At 55.3% G+C, this 22189-nt stretch carries 25 protein-coding genes; 13 read left to right on the forward strand and 12 right to left on the reverse strand.

Annotated features, from left to right (window positions below; genetic code table 11):
* Nucleotides 1-156 precede the first annotated feature (156 nt).
* From pyrG to PQU95_RS08755, 5 genes are all read left to right on the forward strand, one after another.
* Complete coding sequence (gene pyrG, locus PQU95_RS08735; protein WP_017506992.1) at nt 157-1797, forward strand: CTP synthase; 1641 nt, start codon at nt 157-159, stop codon at nt 1795-1797.
* A gap of 96 nt (nt 1798-1893) precedes the next feature.
* On the forward strand, nt 1894-2745 hold the full coding sequence (gene kdsA, locus PQU95_RS08740) for a 3-deoxy-8-phosphooctulonate synthase (RefSeq protein WP_017506991.1): 852 nt from the start codon (nt 1894-1896) through the stop codon (nt 2743-2745).
* A gap of 85 nt (nt 2746-2830) precedes the next feature.
* The gene (eno, locus tag PQU95_RS08745; protein WP_227304940.1) at nt 2831-4117 is read left to right on the forward strand and encodes a phosphopyruvate hydratase; all 1287 of its coding nucleotides are present in this window, start codon (nt 2831-2833) and stop codon (nt 4115-4117) included.
* A 2-nt stretch (nt 4118-4119) separates the two neighbouring features.
* Nucleotides 4120-4416: a cell division protein FtsB gene (gene ftsB, locus PQU95_RS08750; RefSeq protein WP_272751634.1), complete on the forward strand. Its 297-nt coding sequence runs from the start codon at nt 4120-4122 to the stop codon at nt 4414-4416.
* A gap of 75 nt (nt 4417-4491) precedes the next feature.
* On the forward strand, nt 4492-6291 hold the full coding sequence (locus tag PQU95_RS08755; RefSeq protein WP_272751635.1) for a GGDEF domain-containing protein: 1800 nt from the start codon (nt 4492-4494) through the stop codon (nt 6289-6291).
* Between the two features lie 83 nt (nt 6292-6374).
* Here the strand turns inward: PQU95_RS08755 and PQU95_RS08760 are convergent, their stop codons facing one another.
* Together PQU95_RS08760 and PQU95_RS08765 are read right to left on the reverse strand one after the other, a co-directional pair.
* A complete protein-coding gene (locus PQU95_RS08760) occupies nt 6375-6680 on the reverse strand; it encodes an RnfH family protein (RefSeq protein ID WP_272751636.1) in 306 nt (101 codons plus the stop codon).
* Nucleotides 6673-7110: a type II toxin-antitoxin system RatA family toxin gene (locus PQU95_RS08765; RefSeq protein ID WP_147684317.1), complete on the reverse strand. Its 438-nt coding sequence runs from the start codon at nt 7108-7110 to the stop codon at nt 6673-6675. The genes PQU95_RS08760 and PQU95_RS08765 overlap by 8 nt, the downstream gene beginning before the upstream one ends.
* A 152-nt stretch (nt 7111-7262) precedes the next feature.
* Between PQU95_RS08765 and smpB the strand changes: the two genes are divergently transcribed.
* The 5 genes from smpB (at nt 7263) to PQU95_RS08790 (ending at nt 12078) form a co-directional block, all read left to right on the forward strand.
* Nucleotides 7263-7709: an SsrA-binding protein SmpB gene (gene smpB / locus PQU95_RS08770; protein WP_017506985.1), complete on the forward strand. Its 447-nt coding sequence runs from the start codon at nt 7263-7265 to the stop codon at nt 7707-7709.
* A gap of 2 nt (nt 7710-7711) precedes the next feature.
* The gene (locus PQU95_RS08775) at nt 7712-8053 is read left to right on the forward strand and encodes a hypothetical protein (protein ID WP_272751637.1); all 342 of its coding nucleotides are present in this window, start codon (nt 7712-7714) and stop codon (nt 8051-8053) included.
* A 59-nt stretch (nt 8054-8112) separates the two neighbouring features.
* A complete protein-coding gene (guaA, locus tag PQU95_RS08780; RefSeq protein ID WP_272751638.1) occupies nt 8113-9690 on the forward strand; it encodes a glutamine-hydrolyzing GMP synthase in 1578 nt (525 codons plus the stop codon).
* 308 nt (nt 9691-9998) lie between these two features.
* Complete coding sequence (locus PQU95_RS08785) at nt 9999-11210, forward strand: tyrosine-type recombinase/integrase (RefSeq protein ID WP_272751639.1); 1212 nt, start codon at nt 9999-10001, stop codon at nt 11208-11210.
* Entirely contained in the window at nt 11197-12078 is an 882-nt protein-coding gene (locus PQU95_RS08790) for a hypothetical protein (RefSeq protein ID WP_272751640.1), read from the forward strand. The genes PQU95_RS08785 and PQU95_RS08790 overlap by 14 nt, the downstream gene beginning before the upstream one ends.
* Here the strand turns inward: PQU95_RS08790 and PQU95_RS08795 are convergent.
* The 10 genes from PQU95_RS08795 to PQU95_RS08840 form a co-directional block, all read right to left on the reverse strand.
* The gene (locus PQU95_RS08795; protein ID WP_373321389.1) at nt 12061-12267 is read right to left on the reverse strand and encodes a helix-turn-helix transcriptional regulator; all 207 of its coding nucleotides are present in this window, start codon (nt 12265-12267) and stop codon (nt 12061-12063) included. The two genes, PQU95_RS08790 and PQU95_RS08795, sit on opposite strands and share 18 nt — an antisense overlap.
* Before the next feature lie 22 nt (nt 12268-12289).
* Nucleotides 12290-13615 carry a type II secretion system protein GspD gene (locus PQU95_RS08800; protein WP_272751641.1) on the reverse strand — a complete coding sequence of 442 codons (1326 nt, stop codon included), beginning with the start codon at nt 13613-13615 and terminating at the stop codon, nt 12290-12292.
* The gene (locus tag PQU95_RS08805) at nt 13612-14676 is read right to left on the reverse strand and encodes a zonular occludens toxin domain-containing protein (RefSeq protein WP_272751642.1); all 1065 of its coding nucleotides are present in this window, start codon (nt 14674-14676) and stop codon (nt 13612-13614) included. The genes PQU95_RS08800 and PQU95_RS08805 overlap by 4 nt, the downstream gene beginning before the upstream one ends.
* Before the next feature lie 4 nt (nt 14677-14680).
* The gene (locus PQU95_RS08810; RefSeq protein WP_272751643.1) at nt 14681-14995 is read right to left on the reverse strand and encodes a DUF2523 family protein; all 315 of its coding nucleotides are present in this window, start codon (nt 14993-14995) and stop codon (nt 14681-14683) included.
* A gap of 8 nt (nt 14996-15003) precedes the next feature.
* Entirely contained in the window at nt 15004-16563 is a 1560-nt protein-coding gene (locus tag PQU95_RS08815; protein WP_272751644.1) for a hypothetical protein, read from the reverse strand.
* Nucleotides 16564-16660: 97 nt separating this feature from the next.
* The gene (locus tag PQU95_RS08820; RefSeq protein ID WP_272751645.1) at nt 16661-16894 is read right to left on the reverse strand and encodes a hypothetical protein; all 234 of its coding nucleotides are present in this window, start codon (nt 16892-16894) and stop codon (nt 16661-16663) included.
* A 58-nt stretch (nt 16895-16952) separates the two neighbouring features.
* Nucleotides 16953-17195 carry a hypothetical protein gene (locus tag PQU95_RS08825; protein ID WP_272751646.1) on the reverse strand — a complete coding sequence of 81 codons (243 nt, stop codon included), beginning with the start codon at nt 17193-17195 and terminating at the stop codon, nt 16953-16955.
* A 49-nt stretch (nt 17196-17244) separates the two neighbouring features.
* A complete protein-coding gene (locus tag PQU95_RS08830; protein WP_272751647.1) occupies nt 17245-17508 on the reverse strand; it encodes a hypothetical protein in 264 nt (87 codons plus the stop codon).
* Between the two features lie 2 nt (nt 17509-17510).
* Nucleotides 17511-19322 (reverse strand): replication endonuclease, encoded by a 1812-nt coding sequence (locus PQU95_RS08835; protein ID WP_272751648.1) that lies wholly within the window; start codon nt 19320-19322, stop codon nt 17511-17513.
* Nucleotides 19323-19324: 2 nt separating this feature from the next.
* The gene (locus PQU95_RS08840) at nt 19325-19645 is read right to left on the reverse strand and encodes a hypothetical protein (RefSeq protein ID WP_272751649.1); all 321 of its coding nucleotides are present in this window, start codon (nt 19643-19645) and stop codon (nt 19325-19327) included.
* A 150-nt stretch (nt 19646-19795) separates the two neighbouring features.
* On the opposite strand from PQU95_RS08840, the gene PQU95_RS08845 reads away from it, so the two are divergent.
* From PQU95_RS08845 to PQU95_RS08855, 3 genes are all read left to right on the forward strand, one after another.
* Nucleotides 19796-20455, forward strand: a complete 660-nt coding sequence (locus PQU95_RS08845) for a hypothetical protein (protein ID WP_272751650.1) — start codon at nt 19796-19798, stop codon at nt 20453-20455.
* Nucleotides 20456-20693: 238 nt separating this feature from the next.
* Nucleotides 20694-20942, forward strand: a complete 249-nt coding sequence (locus tag PQU95_RS08850) for a hypothetical protein (RefSeq protein WP_147684349.1) — start codon at nt 20694-20696, stop codon at nt 20940-20942.
* A gap of 171 nt (nt 20943-21113) precedes the next feature.
* Nucleotides 21114-21428, forward strand: a complete 315-nt coding sequence (locus PQU95_RS08855) for a hypothetical protein (RefSeq protein ID WP_272751651.1) — start codon at nt 21114-21116, stop codon at nt 21426-21428.
* Nucleotides 21429-22189: the final 761 nt, after the last annotated feature.

The raw sequence follows: 22189 nt of genomic DNA on the forward strand, positions 1-22189 counted from the left end.
TCTATACTGCCGCCAAGCCTGCCCGCCGCAAACCACCCTGTGCTTCGCATGGAAACCGGCACGACAGTCGAATAGATTGCGATGAAGGCGCCTTGCCCCATTCAAAAAAAGGCCGCTTTCGGTTAAAATCCCGGATTCTCATAGAGCCGTAATCCCATGACCAAGTACATCTTCGTTACCGGTGGCGTGGTGTCCTCCTTAGGCAAGGGCATCGCCGCCGCGTCCATCGCCGCCATTCTTGAGTCCCGCGGGCTCAAAGTCACCATGCTGAAGCTGGATCCGTACATCAACGTCGATCCGGGCACCATGAGCCCCTTCCAGCACGGTGAGGTTTTCGTCACCGAAGACGGCGCCGAGACCGACCTCGACCTTGGCCATTACGAGCGCTTCATCCACGCCAAGATGAAGAAAAGCAATAACTTCACCACTGGCCAGATCTACGAATCCGTGATCACCAAGGAGCGCCGTGGCGACTACCTGGGTGGCACCGTGCAGGTGATCCCGCACATTACCGACGAGATCAAGCTGAAAGTGCGTGAAGGCGCTGGTGACGTTGACGTCGCCATCGTGGAAATCGGCGGTACCGTGGGCGATATCGAATCGCTGCCGTTCCTTGAAGCCATCCGCCAGATGCGCTCCAACCTGGGCCGCAAGAACACCCTGTTCGTGCACCTGTCCTACGTGCCGTACATTGCTACCGCTGGCGAGATCAAGACCAAGCCGACCCAGCACTCGGTAAAAGAGATGCGCGAAATCGGCATCCAGCCGGACATCCTGCTGTGCCGTATGGACCGCGAGCTGCCGGAAGACGAAAAGCGCAAGATCGCCCTGTTCTGCAATGTGGAAGAAAACGCCGTTATCGGCTGCTACGATGCAGACTCCATCTACAAAGTGCCAGCCATGCTGCACGCACAGGGTATCGACGACATCATCGCCGAGCAGCTGCAGCTGGACCTGCCAGCGGCCAACCTGTCGGTATGGAAAGGCATCATCGACGCCATCGAGAACCCGGACCACGCTGTCAACATCGCCATGGTTGGCAAGTATGTCGACCTGACCGAGTCGTACAAATCGCTGTCCGAAGCGCTGAAGCACGCCGGCGTGCACACCCGCACCAACGTCAACATCATCTATGTCGACTCCGAAGAGATCGAGCGCGATGGCGCCGAATCGCTGAAAGACATGGATGCCATCCTGGTACCGGGCGGCTTCGGCAAGCGCGGCGTGGAAGGCAAGATCAAGGCCGTGAAGTTTGCCCGTGAAAACAATATCCCTTACCTGGGTATCTGCCTGGGCATGCAGATCGCGCTGATCGAGTACGCACGTGACGTAGCCGGCATGCAGGGCGCCAACTCCACCGAGTTCGACCTGGAAACCGACTACCCGGTGGTGGCGCTGATCGACGAGTGGGTGAACCACGACGGCAAGATCGAAAAACGCGACGAAAACTCCAATATGGGCGGCACCATGCGCCTGGGCAGCCAGCAGTGCGACCTGACCGCCGGTTCGCTGGCAGCGCGCGTTTACGGTAATACCGAGATCACCGAGCGCCACCGTCACCGCTACGAAGTGAACAACCACTACGTACAGCGCCTGTCGGAAGCCGGCCTGACCATCAGCGGCGTGTCCGCCGGTCACGAGAAACTGGTAGAAACCATCGAGCTGGCCAACCACCGCTGGTTCTTCGCCTGCCAGTTCCACCCGGAGTTCACCTCTACCCCGCGTGATGGCCACCCGCTGTTCATTGCCTACGTGAAGGCAGCACTGGCTCATCAGCAGGACAAAGCCAAGGCTTGATAAGCGTTTTGCCTTACTCAGCCTGTTAACGGTTGGCCGCAGCTCATGCAGACCCCTGCAGGACTTGCGGCCAACCTTGCCTTGAAAGGACACACCATGAAACTCGCCGGTTTTGAAGCAGGTCTCGACCAGCCGCTGTTCCTGATTGCTGGCCCCTGCGTGATCGAAAGCGAACAGCTGGCCCTGGATACGGCTGGCCAGCTGAAGGAAATCACCAGCGCGCTGGGCATCAACTTCATCTACAAATCCAGCTTTGACAAAGCCAACCGCTCGTCCGGCAAATCCTTTCGCGGCTTTGGCATGGAAGAAGGCCTGCGCATTCTGGACAATGTACGCAGCCAGATCGGCGTGCCCATCCTGACCGACGTGCATACCGAAGAACAAGTGCCACACGTCGCTGCCGTGGTAGACGTGCTGCAAACACCCGCTTTTCTGGCCCGCCAGACCGACTTCATCCGCGCCGTGGCCGTCTGCGGCAAGCCGGTGAACATCAAGAAAGGCCAGTTCATGGCGCCGGGCGACATGAAGCACGTGATCGACAAAGCCCGTGAAGCCGCACTGGAAGCCGGCCTGAACGCCGACAATTTCATGGCGTGCGAACGTGGTGCGTCGTTCGGCTACAACAATCTGGTGTCCGACATGCGTAGCCTGGCCATCATGCGCGAAACCGGCTGCCCGGTGGTGTTTGACGCCACCCACTCGGTACAGCTGCCCGGCGGCCAGGGCACCAGCTCCGGCGGCCAGCGCGAATTTGTCCCGGTGCTGGCGCGTGCCGCCATTGCCACCGGTGTCGCCGGCCTGTTCATGGAAACCCACCCTGACCCGGCCTGCGCCAAGTCCGACGGCCCCAATGCCTGGCCACTGGGCCGCATGAAAGAACTGCTGGCCACGCTGCAAGCGATTGACGCCCTGGTAAAGGGCCAGCCCTTCGCAGAACAATCGCTGTAACAGGTTGACTCCACGGCCAACCTGCCCCAAGGTTGGCCGCACCGTATCCGGTTTGACTAACCTTGACACCCTGAAGGAAACACTCATGAGTGCGATCATCGATGTGATTGCCCGCGAAATCCTGGACTCGCGCGGTAACCCCACTGTTGAAGCTGATGTATTGCTGGAATCCGGCGTGATGGGCCGTGCTGCCGTACCGTCCGGCGCCTCCACCGGCGAGAAAGAAGCGCTGGAACTGCGTGACGGCGACAAAGGCCGCTACCTGGGCAAGGGCGTGCTGAAAGCGGTTGAAAACATCAACACCGAAATCTGCGAAGCCATCATCGGCCTGGATGCCTCTGACCAAGCCTTCATCGACAAGACCCTGATCGAGCTGGACGGCACCGAAACCAAAGCACGCCTGGGCGCCAACGCCATGCTGGCCGTGTCCATGGCAGTAGCCCGCGCAGCCGCAGAAGACGCCGGCCTGCCACTGTACCGCTACCTGGGTGGTGCCGGCCCGATGGCCCTGCCGGTACCGATGATGAACGTAATCAACGGTGGCGCGCACGCCAACAACACCCTGGACATCCAGGAATTCATGATCGTGCCGGTAGGCTCCGCTACTTTCCGCGAAGCCCTGCGCTGTGGCGCCGAGATCTTCCATGCGCTGAAAAAGCTGTGCGACAGCAAAGGTTACGCCACCACCGTGGGCGACGAAGGCGGCTTTGCCCCTAACCTGACCAGCCACGAAGAAGCCATCAAGCTGATTCTGGAAGCCATCGACGCCGCCGGTTACGTAGCCGGCCAGGACGTGATGCTGGCCCTGGACTGCGCTTCCAGCGAGTTCTACAAAGACGGCAAGTACCACCTGACCGCCGAAGGCCTGGCCCTGAGCTCCGAGCAGTTCGCCGACTACCTGGAAACCCTGGCCAACAACTACCCGATCATTTCCATCGAAGATGGCATGAGCGAGCACGACTGGGCTGGCTGGAAAGTACTGACCGACCGCCTGGGCGACCGCATCCAGCTGGTAGGTGACGACCTGTTCGTGACCAACCCGTCCATTCTGGCCAAAGGCATCGAAGGCGGCCTGGCCAACTCGCTGCTGGTAAAAGTAAACCAGATCGGTACCCTGTCCGAAACACTGAAAGCGGTTGATCTGGCCAAGCGTTCGCGCTATACCAGCGTGATGAGCCACCGCTCCGGCGAAACCGAAGACAGCACTATCGCCGACCTGGCCGTGGCCACCAACTGCATGCAGATCAAGACCGGTTCGCTGTCCCGTTCCGACCGCATGGCCAAGTACAACCAGCTGCTGCGTATTGAAGAAGAGCTGGGTGATGCCGCCTACTACCCGGGTAGCAATGCCTTTTACCACCTGAAGAAATAATCATGCGCCGCCTGACCCTGATGCTCATCATCTTGCTCTCTGCCTTGCAATGGCCCTTATGGCTGGGCAAGGGCAGCTGGCTCAGGGTCTGGCAGCTTGATAAACAGGTAGAAGAACAGCGTGCGGCCAACCAGGTTCTGGTGCGCCGCAACGCTGCTCTGGATGCAGAAGTGCGTGATCTAAAGCAAGGAACCGCCGCAATTGAGGAGCGTGCACGCAATGAGCTTGGCATGATCCGCAAAGGTGAGGTATTTTTCCAGCTTCTTGATACGGCCAACGTACCACCCGCGCAGCAATAGCAAATATTGACGCGCCTCAGGCCACTACCGACAACGATATAAATGGCAGGCTACAAAGGCTACAGGGTCTGGTCTATGACGACACATAATCCCATCGATACCGCACGGGAAACCCTCAAACAGCTCACCATGCGCAAGCTGTTGCCCACACCGGACAACTTCGAACGCGTCTACTGCGAAATTGCCCAAGTGCCGCAGGAAACCCGCAAGAACAAGCTGGCGGAGCTGATACTGAGAGCCTTTGAGAACCTGCCGTCTGCAGACTCCAGCTACAAGATCGCCCTCACCAAGCTGCGCAAAGCCATCGAAGACGAAAAGTGGGAGCTCATCCCGCAGCTGGTCATGGATTTGTCCACCCTGCACCAGCGCAGCCGCGAAGTGACCCAGAGCTGGGGCCAACTGGTACTGGACCTGATCCGCGCCTGGGAAACCCGCACCCCCGATATGGGCCAGCGCTACAAACAGTCGGCGCTGGAACGGGTGATTGCCACCTTTGGCAATGCGCCTGACGAGCTCAACGAAAAGCTGGTCAACCTGACCAAAACCTGGTTACAGCCCGGCAGCAACAACAATCTCGGCATAGAAGTCGCCGGCCTGGAGGGCGACACCGACACCACTGCGGCCGAGCCAATCCCGGCAACCGCCAGCCATACCGCCATTAGCAGCAAGCAGTGGCGCGCCTGGATGGAAGTGCTGCAATACGCGCTGAAGTTCGGCATAGAGCCGCGCCTGGTGCACTACCCGGAAATGATGCCGCTGTTCGACGAAGTACAGCTGGCACTGCAACAGATTACTGCTGACGACGAAATCGGCAGCTTTTTCCCGCGTTTGCGTGCTTTCCTGATCCGCCTGGAGCTGATCTCGCAGGACGACAAGCGCCTGGTATCCGGCCTGTCCGGCCTGATGCAGCTGATGCTGCAAAATGTGGCCGAGCTGAACCGCTCCGACAGCTACCTGGTTGGCCAGATCGCCAGCCTGCAGCAAATCCTGTCGCAACCCAATATCTCGATCCAGCACATCTACCAGCTGGAATCCAGCCTGAAAGAGGTCATCCACAAACAGGGTAATCTGCGCCACTCGCTGGACGAAGCCACCAGCTCGCTGCGCGCCCTGCTGGATACCTTCCTGGACAAGCTGTCGCTGATGACCGACCACACCGGTGATTTCCATCAGCGCATCAGCAGCCATAGCGACCGCATCAAGAGCTCGCAGAACGCCAGCGAGCTTACCGGCATCCTGCAAGACCTGCTGTCCGACACCGCCAGCATGCAAGACAACCTGAAGCAGTCACACAGCGAACTGTTGGCTGCCAAGCAGGATGTCCAGTCGGCACAGAGCCGCATCGGCGAGCTGGAAAAAGCGCTGGAAGCCGCCAGCGCCAAGGTGAAGGAAGACCAGCTCACCGGTGCCTTCAACCGCCGCGGCCTGGAAGAACACTTCGACCGCGAAATCCACCGCGCCGAACGCAGCGGCCAACCCTTGTCGGTAGCCTTGATCGACGTGGACAACTTCAAGCAACTGAACGACCGCTACGGCCACTTGACCGGTGACGACGTGCTGAAGTACCTGGTGGACATGATGCACCACAGCCTGCGCACGTCCGATATTGTTGGCCGCTTTGGCGGCGAAGAGTTCGTGGTGATCCTGCCGGACACGCCGGTAAACGAAGCCGTGGAGCTGGTACAGCGACTGCAGCGCGAGCTGACCAAGAACTTCTTCCTGGCCAACCAGGACAAGCTGGTGGTGACCTTCAGTGCCGGCGTAGCACTGTGGCACCGTGGCGAGCAGGATTGCGATGTGATCGAGCGTGCCGACCGCGCCATGTACCAAGCCAAACTGGCGGGCAAAAACCGCACGCTATCGGCCGAAAACTGAGCCTGCCCTACCCAAGCAAAACGGCGCCGCGGCGCCGTTTTGCTTTATCTGCGGCCAACCTTTGGCCACGCTCAGCTGGCGGGCTAGTCGCCACCTTTTTTCATGGCCAGGCCGGCTTCGGCACGCTGTCTGCGCACCGCTTTCGGGTCGGCCTGCAGCGGGCGGTAGATCTCTACCCTGTCGCCTTCGCGTAGCAGCGCATCCGGCTTCACCGCCTTGCTGAAGATGCCCAGCTTGAGGTTGGCCATATCGATGTCGGCAAACTCTGCGGCCAACCCCGAAGCCTGCACCGCCTGCAGCGCCGTGCTACCGCTAGCCAGCGTCAGGCGCACAATCTTCTGGCGCGCAGGCAGCGCGTAGGCCACCTCTACTGCAATGCGCTCAGTCATCACCGTATACCCGGTCGGCTTCCTTGATGAACGCATCCACCAGCGTGCCGGAAATGTGGCCAAACACCGGGCCGATAATGGTTTCCAGCAGCTTGCTGGAAAACTCGTAGCTCAGGCGGAACTCTACCTTGCACCCCACCTCGCCCAGCGGGTGAAAGTGCCAGCGCCCTTCCAGAAACTTGAACGGCCCATCCACCAGCTGCATCAGGATGGTAGAGGGCGGCTGGTTCACGTTACGCGTGGTGAAATGCTGCTTCACTCTCAGGTAATCGATATGCAGGCTGGCCACCAGGGTATCACCCTCACGCGAGTGCTCCTCGCCCTTGGCACACCACGGCAAAAAGCGCGGGTACTGGCTGACTTCGTCCACCAGACGGAACATCTGCTCGGGCGTGTGCGCCACCAGCACGTTTTTTTCGACGACTTGCATGGTTCAACCGGCAAAAGAAAGGTGGAAGGTTACACAATGCCCGCCCCTGCGGGCAAGCCGCCAGGACAAGCCCCTGAATTTTCGGCACTTTGGCGAAAGCACCGAATCTGCTAGAATGTGCGATTCCCTGCAAACCTCTTTATCTGGCAGCCATGAGCATTATCGACAACCGCAAGGCCTTCCACGACTACTTTATCGAGGAACAACTCGAAGCCGGTCTGGTACTGGAAGGCTGGGAGGTCAAAGCGATTCGCGCCGGGCGCGTACAGCTGAAAGAAAGCTACGTCATTTACCGTAACGGCGCTTTCTACCTGTTTGGCTGCCACATCACCCCGCTGCAATCCGCCTCTACCCACATCAAACCCGACCCGGTGCGCGACCGCAAACTGCTACTGAAACAAGAGCAGATCAGCCGCCTGATCGGCAAGGTGGAACGCGCCGGCTACACCATGGTGGCGCTGAACCTGCACTTCAGCAAAGGCAATATCAAGGCCGATATCGGCCTGGCCAAAGGCAAGAAGCAGCACGACAAGCGTGAAACCGAAAAAGAACGCGAATGGCAGCGCGAAAAACAGCGCCTGATCCGCAACAAGGGCTAAACATGAAGTCCAGCGCTTTCCAGCCGCTTATCCTTATCGTACTGGGCCTGCTGTGGTTCCTGAAAAGCAGCGCCCTGCTGCCCGACACCACCACGCTGCTGGCCCTGCTGCTGGCCGCCAGCGGCGTTGTCTTGCTGGTGGTAGATGGCCTGACCAAATCCACTGTCGTTACCGCCCCCATGCTGATGTACGCTGGCGTCGCGGTTTACCTGTTTGACGAAGACAAGCTACGCCTGAGCCATATGCTGTCACTGGGCATGATCCTGCTGGGCTTGTTGATGCTGATCGCCCGCAGCGAACGCATCCCCGAAAGACGCCAGCGCCACATAGCCGGTAACGACTAAAGTAAACGTATTCCAAGCATTACTGGCTACCTGCCAGTTTTTTACCTTCAAGGACAGTCATGGACAAAATCCTCATCCTCGATTTCGGCTCCCAGGTCACCCAGCTGATCGCGCGCCGTGTACGTGAAGCGCATGTTTACTGCGAGCTGCACCCGTTCGACATGCCCATAGACGAGATCCGTGCCTTCGCCCCGAAAGCCATCATTCTCTCCGGTGGCCCCAACTCGGTGTACGAGTCCGACTACCAGGCCGACCCGGCCGTATTTGAGCTGGGTGTGCCCGTACTGGGCATCTGCTACGGCATGCAGTTCATGGCCCAGTCCCTGGGCGGCAAAGTGGAAGCTGGTGACAAGCGCGAGTTCGGCTACGCCCAGATCCAGGCCCGCCACCACTCCAAGCTGCTGGAAGGCCTGCAAGACCACGTGGACGACGCCGGCAACGGCTTCCTGGACGTGTGGATGAGCCACGGCGACAAAGTCACCGCACTGCCCGCCGGCTTTAACGTGATTGCCGAAACCCCGTCCTGCCCGATCGCCGCCATGGCCGACGAGGCACGCGGTTTCTACGCCGTACAGTTCCACCCGGAAGTGACCCACACCAAGCGCGGCACCGAAATGCTGCACCGCTTTGTACTGCATGTCGCCAACGCCAAACCTAGCTGGACCATGCCGAACTACATCGAAGAAGCGGTACAGAAAATCCGCGACCAGGTCGGCGACGAAGAAGTCATCCTCGGCCTGTCCGGCGGTGTGGATTCCTCTGTGGCAGCAGCACTGATCCACCGCGCCATCGGCGAGCAGCTGACCTGCGTCTTTGTAGACCACGGCCTGCTGCGCCTGAACGAAGGCAAGATGGTGATGGAAATGTTCGCGCAGAACCTGGGCGTGAAAGTGATCCACGTTGATGCCACCGAACAGTTCATGAGCAAGCTGGCCGGCGAAGCCGACCCGGAGAAAAAGCGCAAAATCATCGGCGGTGAATTCGTCGAAGTATTCCAGCGCGAATCCGGCAAGCTCACCAACGCCAAATGGCTGGCACAAGGTACCATCTACCCGGACGTGATCGAGTCTGCCGGCGCCAAAACCGGCAAGGCACACGCCATCAAGAGCCACCACAACGTGGGCGGCCTGCCGGACGACATGAACCTGAAGCTGCTGGAGCCGCTGCGCGACCTGTTCAAGGACGAAGTACGCCAGCTGGGCGTGGCCCTGGGCCTGCCACACGATATGGTGTACCGCCACCCGTTCCCGGGCCCGGGCCTGGGCGTGCGCATTCTGGGTGAAGTGAAAATGGAATACGCCGACCTGCTGCGCCGCGCCGACGCCATCTTCATCGAAGAGCTGCGTAACACCATCGACGAAAAAACCGGCAAAAACTGGTATGAACTCACCAGCCAGGCATTTGCCGTATTCCTGCCGGTAAAATCGGTAGGCGTGATGGGCGACGGCCGCACCTACGATTACGTATGCGCCCTGCGCGCCGTGGTTACCAGCGACTTCATGACCGCCCACTGGGCCGAGCTGCCATACAGCCTGCTTGGCCGCGTGTCCAACCGCATCATCAACGAAGTACGCGGCCTGAACCGCGTGGTTTACGATGTATCGGGCAAACCGCCGGCAACCATCGAGTGGGAGTGATTCCGCGTCTGGCAACAGCTGGCAAGGACTAGCACCAACCACCCCTGAAACCCGCATTCGTGCGGGTTTTTTCATGTCTGCGTCTGGCAATGACTGGCAACTGCTGGCAATGCCAAGCAACTACTTTTTCATGGTTTCGAAGCTGGTATGCTGATTTTGTGATGCCATGATTTTGCTTGATACCATGCCTGGCTAAAGCGGCCGTGCATGGTACAAATCTCCACGAAATCCTTTAGCCACGGGCCTTGCAGCCCGATTTCCGGCCTCGTTTTCATCATGGTATCGGCAACCCTAACCTGGACCGTTCCATGCTCACAGATACCAAACTACGCCACCTCAAGCCGCAGGCCAAAATGTACAAGGTCGCTGACCGTGATGGCCTCTACGTAGCCGTCACGCCTGCAGGCGGCATTTCCTTCCGCTACAACTACTCAATAAACGGCCGCCAGGAGACGATGACCTTCGGCCGCTATGGTCTGGGTGGCATCACGCTAGCAGAAGCGCGTGAGCGGCTTGGAGAGGCCAAAAAGATGATTTCGGCAGGCAAATCACCGGCCAAGGAAAAAGCCAGGGACAAAGCACGGGTGAAAGGGGCGGAAACCTTCGGTGCCTGGGCGGAAAAGTGGCTACGCGGCTACCAGATGGCCGACTCCACCCGCGACATGCGCCGCTCTATTTTCGAGCGCGAGTTAAAGCACAAATTCGGTAACCAGAAATTGGCCGAGATCAGCCACGAAGACTTGCGCACGTTGACCGATGCCATCGTGCAACGTGGCGCACCGGCAACGGCCGTACACGCCCGCGAAGTAGTGATGCAGGTGTACCGCTGGGCAATCGAGCGTGGCCAGAAGGTAGAAAACCCTGCCGAGCTGGTAAGACCTGCCAGCATCGCCAAATTTGAACCACGCGACCGCGCCCTGACACCGGACGAAATCGCGCTGATGTACCAGTACCTGGAGCGCATCGGTACCACCCCATCCATTCGTGCAGCCTGCAAGCTGCTGTTGCTGACGATGGTACGCAAGAGCGAGCTTACCAACGCCACCTGGAGCGAAATCAACTTCAGCGAAGCCGTGTGGACTATCCCGAAGGAACGGATGAAGCGCCGCACTCCACACCTGGTGTTTCTATCCAGGCAAGCAATGGACATCCTGATTGCACTCAAAACCTTTGCTGGCGGTTCAGCGTATGTATTGCCATCACGTTATGATATTGACAAGCCGATGAGCAGTGCGACCCTTAACCAGGTACTGGCGCTGACCTACAAGCTGGCACAAAAGGAAGGCAAACCGCTGGCCAAGTTTGGCCCGCATGACCTGCGGAGAACAGCCAGCACCCTGCTACATGAGGCTGGCTATAACACTGACTGGATTGAAAAATGTCTGGCTCATGAGCAGAGAGGCGTTAGGGCTGTATACAACAAAGCTGAATATCGAGAGCAGCGAACAGAAATGCTGCAAGACTGGGCATCAATGATTGATTTGTGGAGTAGAAAAGGAAATGAGCATGAGCCATCCTAAGATTCATATTGGCAAGTCACTGCATCATGATGAAAAGTTGTGGCGATATATGGGAATCGAAAAACTAGTATGCCTTCTCCATGAGAGAAAATTATACTTCACTCCTCTATCTCATTTTAAAGAGACAGATCCATACGAAGGATACATACCCAAAACAGCATTACACCAAATAATAACTAACTTGCAATTCATTCGAGCCGCATCAGTAGAACATATAAAAGATGAGATTAGGAAATTTCACGACTACGAAGACAATCCTGAATACATGAGAATAATAAAAGAATATGAAAGTGACGATATAACCATAGTAAAAACAGTTCAGCAGGTTGTATCATCTACTACAGTGAACTGCTGGCATTGCAATCAATTTGAATCAGAGGCAATGTGGGGACTTTATTCAAGACAAGGCATTGCAATTCAAACATCAGTAAAATCACTAACGGACTCACTACACCTAACTGACAACAGCTTAAACATATCTATTGGAAGAGTAAAATATCTCGATTTCAATTCCGCAGAAAACGACATGGCTTCATGCTTAACTGATGACGGGCATACTCTTGGAATGATTAAGAGAGAGTCTTACGCCCATGAAAAAGAAGTCAGACTAATAGCCTCCCGTAATTTCAAAATCAATGGATTAGCCAGCTTGAAATCCGAGCCCATAATGATCTCTGCAGACGTAGAAAAGCTCATAGAAAAAATATACGTATCTCCTTATGCCAGCACTGCAATGGAACATTGCATAACATACATCTGCGAAAAATACGGCATACCAAAGGAGAAAATATGCAAATCCAAATTACTGACTGGGCACGATGAATTATTTGATATTTTCCAAAATAATCCATCAACCAAATCGCCCTGAAACAATATTTGATCGTTTTTTTATCTCAATCCATGCTTCAATCTCGGACAAATCCCAAGCAACATTCCGACTGGTAAGCGCAATGCGGCGCGGAAAATCTCCGCGCTGCTCTAGGTTGTAGATAGTGCGCTCGGACAGCGGAATCATGGCCAGCAGCGTTTTACGGTTAATCAGGACTTTGGTTTTCATCTTGCGTTGCATTGGTGCCATATCAGATTTTGGTCGCTTGTAGCAGCAGCAGGACTTCGGTTCTGTTGCTGGACTGGCTGTTGGTGCGCATGAACTTTGGCAGGAAGGACAGCCCCGAGGTACCTTGGCTGTCCTTGTCGGTTGTAAGGCCACCCAGCACGATCAGTTCCCCATCGGCAGCAGATACGGTCGTTGCCAGAGCCCTTTTGGTTAGCGTCGGGGAGTTGTTAACGCCGGTTTCGGTGCGGCCGAAGTCGCTGATCTGCTGATCGACCGTCATCTCTACGGATGCGCCCCGTACAACAGGGGACAGACTGAGAATGACGCCGGACGAGCGATACTCCACTGATTGCACGGCAGCACCGCCCCCTTGGGGAAAGCTGACGTTGCCGAGTGTGGGCACGTCCTGGCCAACCGTTAGCCTGGCAGCAGCGCCTGACTTGACCCGCAGCCGTGGCGTAGACATCACCTTGAAACGGGAGTCACCCGCCAAGGCCGACAGCGCCATTTCGAAGTTGGCCGCCTTGAACGTCACCGCATTGCCCTGTGCGGCCTCTGTCCCGATGTTCACCCCCAGCTTGCCGCCGAGCAGGTTCAGCGCCAGAGAGAAGGCTGTGCCTTCGTTCATGCCGGTACTCACCTCGTACACCACCGCTTTAACGGCCACCTCGCCACTGGCGGTATCAACCTGCGGCAGCAGCTTTTTCAGCTTGGCAATCTCATCTGCCGTGCCCTGAAAAATCATGGTGTCACCATCCTGATCTATCAGTGCAGACGCTGATGTTGGTGGCGCAGTAGCACTGCCCAGCTCAATCTTTGCGCTCTTAGGCGCATGTACTGAGCGGGACACAGTAAAGCCACCACTGCTGAATAGCGGTGTCAGTAAATCGACCAGGTACGACATGGCACGATGCTGCGGGTGGTAAATAAACACGTCCTGCCCAGCTACGGGCTTGTCCTGGGCCGGCTTGGATGTGACGAAATCCACCCCGCCACGGCTTTCAATGGCGAAGCCCAATACGTCCAGGAAATTGCCCAAGAACTGGCGCAGATTGCCCTTGGACGAGTCGAAGCGGAACGACACAAGCCGCTCATCTTTCAGTACAGCAGGGTCAATCACGTATGGCTGCTTGAGTGCATCGGAGTAAATCAGGCCAATGACCTGGGCAACGCTAACTTGCTGGAAGTCGAACCTTGTTGATTTGCTGCCTTGCGGCACAACCAGCTCAGTCACCGCACCTTTTGGCAATGCCGGCACAGGTGCAGCTGCCAGTGCCTGGGAAACACACACAGTCAGAATGGCGAATACTCTGCATGGATAATAATTCTGCTGACTGCGTAACTTCATCTTGCGCCCCCCGCTGCAACCTGACGTGCCTTCGAACCAGACCACCGAGCAGCTGTTTCACCATCGATCTGACCAACTATCGCAGCCCCCTCACCGTTGAACATGGAGGGTGACTCCACCCGCAAACGGCCAGCTTCATCAGCTACCACTACCCAACGACTTTCCTCTGTTTCGAACGTGCCAACGACTCGCCAACCCTCAGAAAATGCTGCTCTGGCCGGTGCTGCAGCAGCAGGCATTGAAGTCGCTGATACTGTGCCTGACCTGACCTTTCCAGCCTCCACATGTTCGTTGGCCGCATCTGCCGGATGGAAAAAGCGCCAAGCTCCCCAGCCGCCAATAGACATCATCACGACTACGCCGCCGGCGTATAACCACAAAGTGCGATTCGCCAAGATGTTCTGACGCTTGTCGATAGCCTTCTCCATCCCTTGGCCACCGGTGTAGCTCTGATACAGCGGAAAGATTTCGGGGTCATACTTCTTCTGGCGGTCGTCAATGCGGGTTTTGGTGTTCAGTTTCCAACCTTCGTAAATCTCGACCCGATAACGCTTACTCAAGCCAAGGGACTTGAGCTTGTACATACGAAAGGTGAACTCGATAACATTTCTCACCGAGCGATGCAGCCCTGTAATGTCCTGGGTCATCAGCACCACATCGCAAGTTGCACCAGTTTTTGGATTGACGTAGTGGCGATGCATCCTGAAGAACTGCATGTGCTCATGGCTCAGTTTGCCGTTATCCACCCCCCAAAAACGCCAAGCCTCATCAATGGCCACCAGGTCTCCGCCCTGCACTACTGACTCAAGTTCCGGCTCTTCTTCATCAGGGAAAAACTGTGGCTGCATGATACGATCATTTGTTACATGCACGATCTGGCCAAGCGTATCTGCATCGGCCTTGCGCTTACTCACCAGATATTCATGAATCCTGTCCTCATTGATACCGGCCACATTGGTCACCACCCGCCGCCCCTGCTCCAGTGCATCAATAATGACCGATGACACTACTTCAAAAGACTTTCCGGAGCCTTGCAGTCCGACATATGCATTGATTGACATCGTCTTACCCAATCACCGGAATGCGTCGAATGATGAACCTTGTCGCATAGGCAGAAATAACCGTCGAAATGCCGGTCGATACGCTAAACAGGTCAAGGAAATACCAGACTGATGGCGGCACGCCAGACAGTGCGCTGGCCAGATCAGAAGCCTGGGTTGCACCTGGGTACAGCTGGCTTGAAATCAGGACATTGACGAACTCCTTGACGATAAAGAACAGCGCAAAGAAAGTGACAAACTTGACAATCGTTGAGCGCAATACGAAGCCGAGCATCGTTCGCAATGCAGACATCAAAATGCCGAAGAGTGCAGCGGGCATGTTTCACCTCAGGCAGACAAAATAATGAACAGGCCAACCAGCAACCAGACAACCAGCATGGTTGCGGCCAACTCTTCACGGTACTGTTCGGCAATCTCGCATTGCGCATCCATCACGATGCTTTTGCCGAACACATCGAACGCCGGCCTCGGGCACTGGGCAGCGTGATCTGGAGTCTGGAAGCTGCGTAACTCAGGGAATAAAGACAGCAATGGTTGCAAGATGACATCTGCACCAGGCACCTCTTCTAGCGTTGGGTCTGGCACATTCGGGTCCTCCCCCAAGTCGGGGCGAGTCGAAGTGCTGGAACCTGGATTAGTGCCCGGATTCGTGCCGGTACTGCTGCCAGGCTGAATGGAGTGCGAGATGGGTACGCCTGCTGTATCTCTCGTAGGGTTGGCCGCAGGCCGCAGCAAGTCGCCAAGCGTAGGCATGGCGTTAGGGTTGGCCGCTTTCCATTCAGTCACATCAGATGACGTTACTGGCTCGGCTGCGCTATAGGGCAAGCCTTCATAGCCAGGCGCCGCAGCAGCACGCTTCCAGGCTTCATCAGCGAGGCGTGCCAATTGGGCATCGGGCATCGGCACCGCTTTCTGCGCATCGGTTATGGCGGGGTAAGCGTCGGTAAGGTTGCTGAATGCCTTGGGGATAGGGGCTGTGTTACCGACCACCCACTCCGTCAACTTTTTTGTTTCATAGGTAGTAACGCTCGGCTGGGTTTGGGTATTACCGTTGGCGTCTACGGTGTCGGGTGGCTTGCGAGTAACGACATAGGAACCGTACAGGTCATAGCCACCACCTGTAGCAGGGAGGTAGTACGCAGAGCTGAAGCTCTTGCTTACCTTGCTGCCATCAGCCCAATTCCACACCCCTAGCCTGCTGAGTTGTGCGGAGTAGGCAGATTCCAGGCGAGTGATTTCGGCAAGGGAATAGGCAATGGTGATGTAGTCGCCACCTTCACTGAGAAAAGGAGCGTTTGCGCGGTAGCCTGCAGGAGCTGCGGGGAAAGACAGACAATCGCCACCGTAGTCACAGAGGCCTTTGTAAACAATCAGCCCAGCCGTCAAAGCCAGCTGACCGTAACTTGGTTCCGGTGCAGGTGGCACTGCTGGCGCAGTGTAAGCCGGCTTTACCGGCGTGCTTTGGGCCTGAATGGAAACCGATGACGACACTTGGCTGATGGTGACTTTCTGCAGGCCATCAGACGAAAAGTAGTAAGCCCCTAAAGCGGTAATGCCCAGGCCTGCGGCGATGGTCAGCCAAAGCGGCGCACCTGCCAGTGCAAGGGCACCACCTGCCACCGTTGACGCGACGTTCACCGCTGTCATCTGGCTGCTGATACCTGCCATCGTGGCTTTGTAGACAGGGTCATTAGCCGCCTTGGCCAGCCATACCGCATCATTTGCGGCCACGCCTTGCGCGGCTGCTATGCGGTTGGCGATGATGCCACCAACGGCACGATTGACTACGTAGTTTTCTACCGGCGCAAGAACGGCATTGGCCGACACCTGATGTCCGATCATCGATACCAGGCAAGCAAGTAACACCCACTGCTTCCAGCTTTTCATTTGCGCCCTCACTGGTTTGATATTCCTTTGACGACCGCCCAGCCAGAGACGATGCCCCACGCAAAAATGATCAAATACCAAAGCTGGGTAATGGTCATTACCGGCCTCCCCATGGTTTGCACACCTGGGTAAGAATTAACCCAACCGAAACGGCAAAAAGTTCGCAGACAAACGCTGCCCAGAACATCAGTAATGCCTTGCCGTATGGACGCTCATCAAAGACGATACGGTTGCTTCGCTCGAAATCGGGGTAAACACAGGGCCCCAGTGCAAACCAGAAAATAGCCATCGATATGGCTACCAGCTCTGCTACCCATACAAGAAGCTCCATGCTCACTCCCTGAAGAAAATCAAAAAAAGGGGGACTTGCCCCCTATGACTGCTGACGCTTAGTGGCCCTTGAGCAAGCCAAGAACGAACTTGATGCCTTTGATGGAGATGTAGACGCCCGCCAACAGACCCGCGATTGCCAGAATCGCGGTGATCGTGGTGCTGAAATCCACCGCGTTGGTCAGGGACGACAGATCCGGTGCAGTACTACCGCTACCTGCAGCCTGGGCAACGGGAGCGAAAACGGCAGCCGCAGCTACCACGATGGCCAGCTTGGCCTTGGTGAAGAATTGCTTACGCATAATTACAGTCCTTGAGTTGAATGCCGGAAAACGCCGGCTCGTTGACGCATCAGCCTCGGCGGATCATGCCGAGTACTAATCCGATTCCATGCGAAACGAAATACAGGCCAACCACTGTCGAAAATGCGAGCGCCCATATTGCGGAGGCGTAGCCGTAATCAAATGGCCCTGTGGCAGCTTCGAAATTATTCTGTTGAGATGGGTCGATCACATACGCCTGTAACACTTTTGTGGTCTGGCCCGATGGGCAAGGCGCGCGATTCGGCGTGCCCTGCGTACAAATCACCACGCTGACTGTTTGGCCGAGTGCCATATCTAACCGTCCGGAAATGTTGTGCATGAGGCCCGAGGTTGAGCCTGGTGGTATTCACTTGATGGGCGTGGTATCAACCGACTTTGAAATGACTGTTGTTCTAGCCCCTGAATGGCTGGCGTTCCGCCAGCCGCGTGGCTAGTACAGTTATTGACACGAGTCCAAGGCTCGCTACGCTCGCATTTGGGAGCAAATTCAACGCTCCACTCATGGATACGAGTCCGTACAAATAGACCATCACCAATATCCACCAAGCCGAGAATGCGAATGCCCTTTTCTTCGCCATAGCGATTCACAAGGCTAGTTTCACGACTAAGCCTGAAAGGCAAATCGGCAAGTCTCAGCCCTGTACCGCCAAGAATTCGGACAAATTCAGCCCAGTCTCCCGCATCAGCAGCCATTGCAGCTCGCATGATGATGTCGCTATCTATGACAATCCCAGGGATGGAAAAAAGGCGGCGGCATTCGCGCCAGTATGTTGCGGGTGCGACTCCGATCTGCTGAAACTGGCGGTGCCCCCAGCACCATGCCCAGGCCAAAACACGCTCTGCCCCGATAGGAGTTTCAACATCATCAAAATTTTTACCAATGGGCTCCCCGTTACTTTTGAACCCATCGATGTTTTTGCAGACATACTTGATGATGTATCCGGCAGCCGTACCACGCGACCAATCAATCTCCTTGCACTTGAATCGCGGGGTAATGTCATTGCCCAGCTCAGCCTTATCTTCACGAGTGGCATAGTCGGCAAAAACGTCAACCATCTCCGCCGCTTGAGCATCCGAAACAAACAGAAGAAGGTGCCAGTGTGGCGTACCATCGTGATGTGGCTCAGCAACCCGAAAACCGTAGGGAGCAATTCCACGGCGGTGCAATTCGGCACGAATACGGGCAAAAACACCAGAAAGGTACTGCTGCGCCTGACGGGGAGTGGCACCACAGTATTTTTTGTTAGCTACAACCTTGCGCTTGCTTATCTTTCGGAACGCGTGAAAGCGTGACGGGCATGTAATCGTCAGAAATAAGCCGGCATGGCCAAGAGTACGGGCGATGGTCTCGAAACCTGCAATGCGGGTCATCAACTCTGCCCGACGAATATCAGGGTTAGATACCGACAGGTCGGCTAGCTCGGCCAGGGTGTACTGCTGCCCCAACTCGTTAAAAGCCAATAAGCCCTCCAAGAGCGCACGATTACGGCAGCGCTGTCCCCTGAAGCGAGCCAGGGTCTCATCCGACACATAGAGTCCAGCCTTCTGGTTAACGAGACCAGAACGAATAGCTTCGGTCTCAACCTTGCGCGTGATTCCCTTACGGAAAACCTTGCGCCAAAAGGTTTCATCAATGAGCCGAGCAAAGATCGACTCAGCCGTTACGCCCTTCACACCAAGCTTGGGCAGGCGCGTACTACCATCAGGAATATCATCACTCCCGTGTAAGTACACATCGCGTTCAACCAGGTAACTGCGTAGGAGTTCCAGCAATTCACCGAAGCTCTTTCCCTTGTGTATCCGCTGGAAAAGCTGCACATAGTCGGCAGTCTCCTTAGCTTCTTCACAAAGATCTTTGTCGGTAGCATTCAGGTTCAACCGACCAGCAATGTCACTAAAGTGGTCACGGCAGTCTTGAACGTGCAGGTTTGCAGCACGACGGGCATCCCCGTCGTACTTGAACCCGTCTGAAAAGAGAATCTTGTTGTGCTGACGTCGAATACCCTTTGCAAGCGCGGCAGGAATGCGGCGAAGCCAGTGACTGACCCGCTCGCGGTCTTGCTTCAGGCAAGCGCGGCGGTATTCGAGCGACAGCGGAGTCAGCATGATCAGTCCTCAATGGCAACGTAACTGTTGACCACGGGACGACGAGTGAAGCGTTCACCGGTATCCTTGTCGGTATAAACGAACGACTTGCCACGGTAGCCACCGCAGATGACCTGCACTTCAATGGTTTCACCGACCTGACCAAGACGCTTGCGGCTACGAATTTCAACAGCAGCAGGCTGGCTGTACTGGTCAGGAGCCGGCAGAGTGACTTCCGTGTAGACGGTGTCATCTGCCTTGCGCACGGAGTTGACGCGGCCGGCAAGAAGCGCTTGGTTCTGGCGAATGTGGTTCTTGGTTTGTTCGGTTGCGGGGGATGTCATATGAATTCCTTTTGATCGCAGAGGAAGCAACAGGCTCCGAGCAAACCGCCAGAAACATTGTGTCTAGGCAGTCACAGTCGGAACAAACTGGCCGTATCGTCCAATTTGGACGATTTGACCTGTGGCAATGCTATGCAAACAGGAATACTCATGTCAAGTACAATTGAAGATCGCGTGATCCTCATACTCAATGAGGAAGGAGAACCACATGGGTTCTGGGCAAATCTTGAGAAAAAGACAGGAATAAGCGCACAACGGTGGAGAAAAGCAGCCAATAGACGGCAACGACCCACTTCAGAAATGATCGAAGCACTAGCAAAACTATATCCAAAATATGCATTTTGGATGGTTGCAGGTATCACTGATGCGACGAATGGGCACATCGCTCCAATGAACGCACTTACCTTCCCTGAGCGTCTGTACCGTGAACAGCACTGGTCAAACGAATACTTCACACGCTCACTAGAACTAGCTGATGAGCTTGCAGTAGCAGGGGGCATTGATCTGACAGACGATGAAATACGAAGTAATGCTTACAGAAGAGTCCAGGTATTCACTGGTTATCACGGAAGCGGCTTGGTGAATTTTGGATATGAAATATCATCTACAGAAAAGTACAAAGAGCTGAAAGAAATTCTCAAGAAAAGAACTGCAGAAAAGGCTAATGTTGACTTCTTTGGCGATGATTTACCAGCCACAATGAATTACTCGCGCAATCCCAAGACTGACCAAGTTATAGGAAGCAAAGACCCCAGGACAGAGCATCAGACTCCTAGCGAAGTCTTTTGGCGACCGAAAAATCAGGGTTAAATACAAATCAGGGTGTTGTCTCTTGTCCTCGCGCAAATGCGCTGCGGGCAAGAGACAACACCCTGATTTTGTTAAATCTCTTCACAACCTGCACCAAGCATGAAGTCATAAGTTTCAATTCCAATATCGACTCTTGACACATCCTATCGCTTCCTGCGAAATTATACCCTCCCACTTTTTATCAAAACATCATGCCTTCATGATGCCATCCGAGGGATATATAATGCGATACATCGGAATGAATGAAACCTGCCTGAGTGCTGCAGAAATAGCTGAACGCTTTAAAGAAATAAGTGGAATTGAACTGCATCCCACAAATGTTGGGAACGCAGCAAAAAAACTGGGGCTAGATTATATCGAAGTTGAAGTCGAGCCAGTACCTGGACAGACCTGGTCAAAACCTCAGAAAAGATACTCAGAGCTGGATATGCCTGCCATTTTTGTTGAGCTAAGAGAGCTCGCCAACAACAGGGCCAAGTATTTGTAGACATCAAGGCCTATGTCACCTCTGACAAGGCACGGCATCCCATCTGATGCCCTACGCCTTGTCAGGAAATTTCGCCGGCGAAATTTTTTAGAATGAGTCTCACTATCTACTGTCGACACATCACGCCTCATGACGTAGGCTTAAGCATCTATCAAGACGACGGATGTGATCATGAGTGAGGATACAAAAAATTTCGCCGGCGAAATTTCTGCTAACTGGACAGCGGAACAAGGCATGGCATTCGAGTGTGCCCGTGAATACATCTCGGAGCTGATTGCGATACAGAGCAAACTGCTGGCTCGGGAGAGAGCCAAGCCAGCGCCAGATTCAGATACGATCAGCCGCTTGCAACAAGAGCAAGCCAGGCTGGCTGAAGAACGTAGTACCCTGAAAGTGCAAGACAGTATCGCTATCGACCGTATTCGCAAGGAATACGGAGCAAAGCTTAAAGCCTGGCATCAGCAGCAAGCGGAGCAGAGCTGCTAAGACCTTGGGGCGCAGCCCCAAACCCCGCCACGGCCGCGTGGACCTCGGGGAGCAGGGGGTAAACCTCCCTACTCCCCGACGTTAGCCTATTTCCGCTACGAGTGCGTCAAGGGTTCGCTACGCCCGCGCCAGTACCATTTGTTCCAGGAACAACCATTCGTACTTTTGCACGGCCCTTGACTCCCTCTACGCTTGATATGACCAATGCTGAGCGAACAAAGCAAAAAACCCACGGTTCCGTGGGCTTTCGCATGGGGTGGTACACGATAGCGCGGCTCTGATTGCCGAGTTATGGGACGTACCAACTAGCTTAGTCTAATTGGTATGACCCACAATCATCAAGCATCCCCACCACATAATGGGCGGCCAGGCCTATAATTCCTAGAGGCCTGCATGAATTTCCCAGAGTCATCCTGCCGCAAGCTTAAGCAGTCGACGCACCACGCATGATGACATGCGAGTATTCATTGGTATTAAATTAATCGCATGCATAGTTAGGGTTCGCAAGTCTTCACCGCCAGGATAGCTCGAAATAGCAGAATCAAAACCAGAAAGAAGCAAGAAAAGTAATACTGACGGGAATTTAGGAGCCCCTGCTTCACTGCTGACCTAGTAACAACAATTCATATGTAAGCAATGATAAGGCCCCCCAATCTATCTCAGCTAAATATTCATCATTGCGAGGTTATAACCGCTAGAATATGCCAGCACAAGCAGATTTATATATGAAGAAAACATTAACACTAGAGCTAATACATATA

It is taken from the genome of Vogesella aquatica (genome assembly GCF_028548455.1).
Classification (GTDB): Bacteria; Pseudomonadota; Gammaproteobacteria; order Burkholderiales; family Chromobacteriaceae; genus Vogesella; species Vogesella aquatica.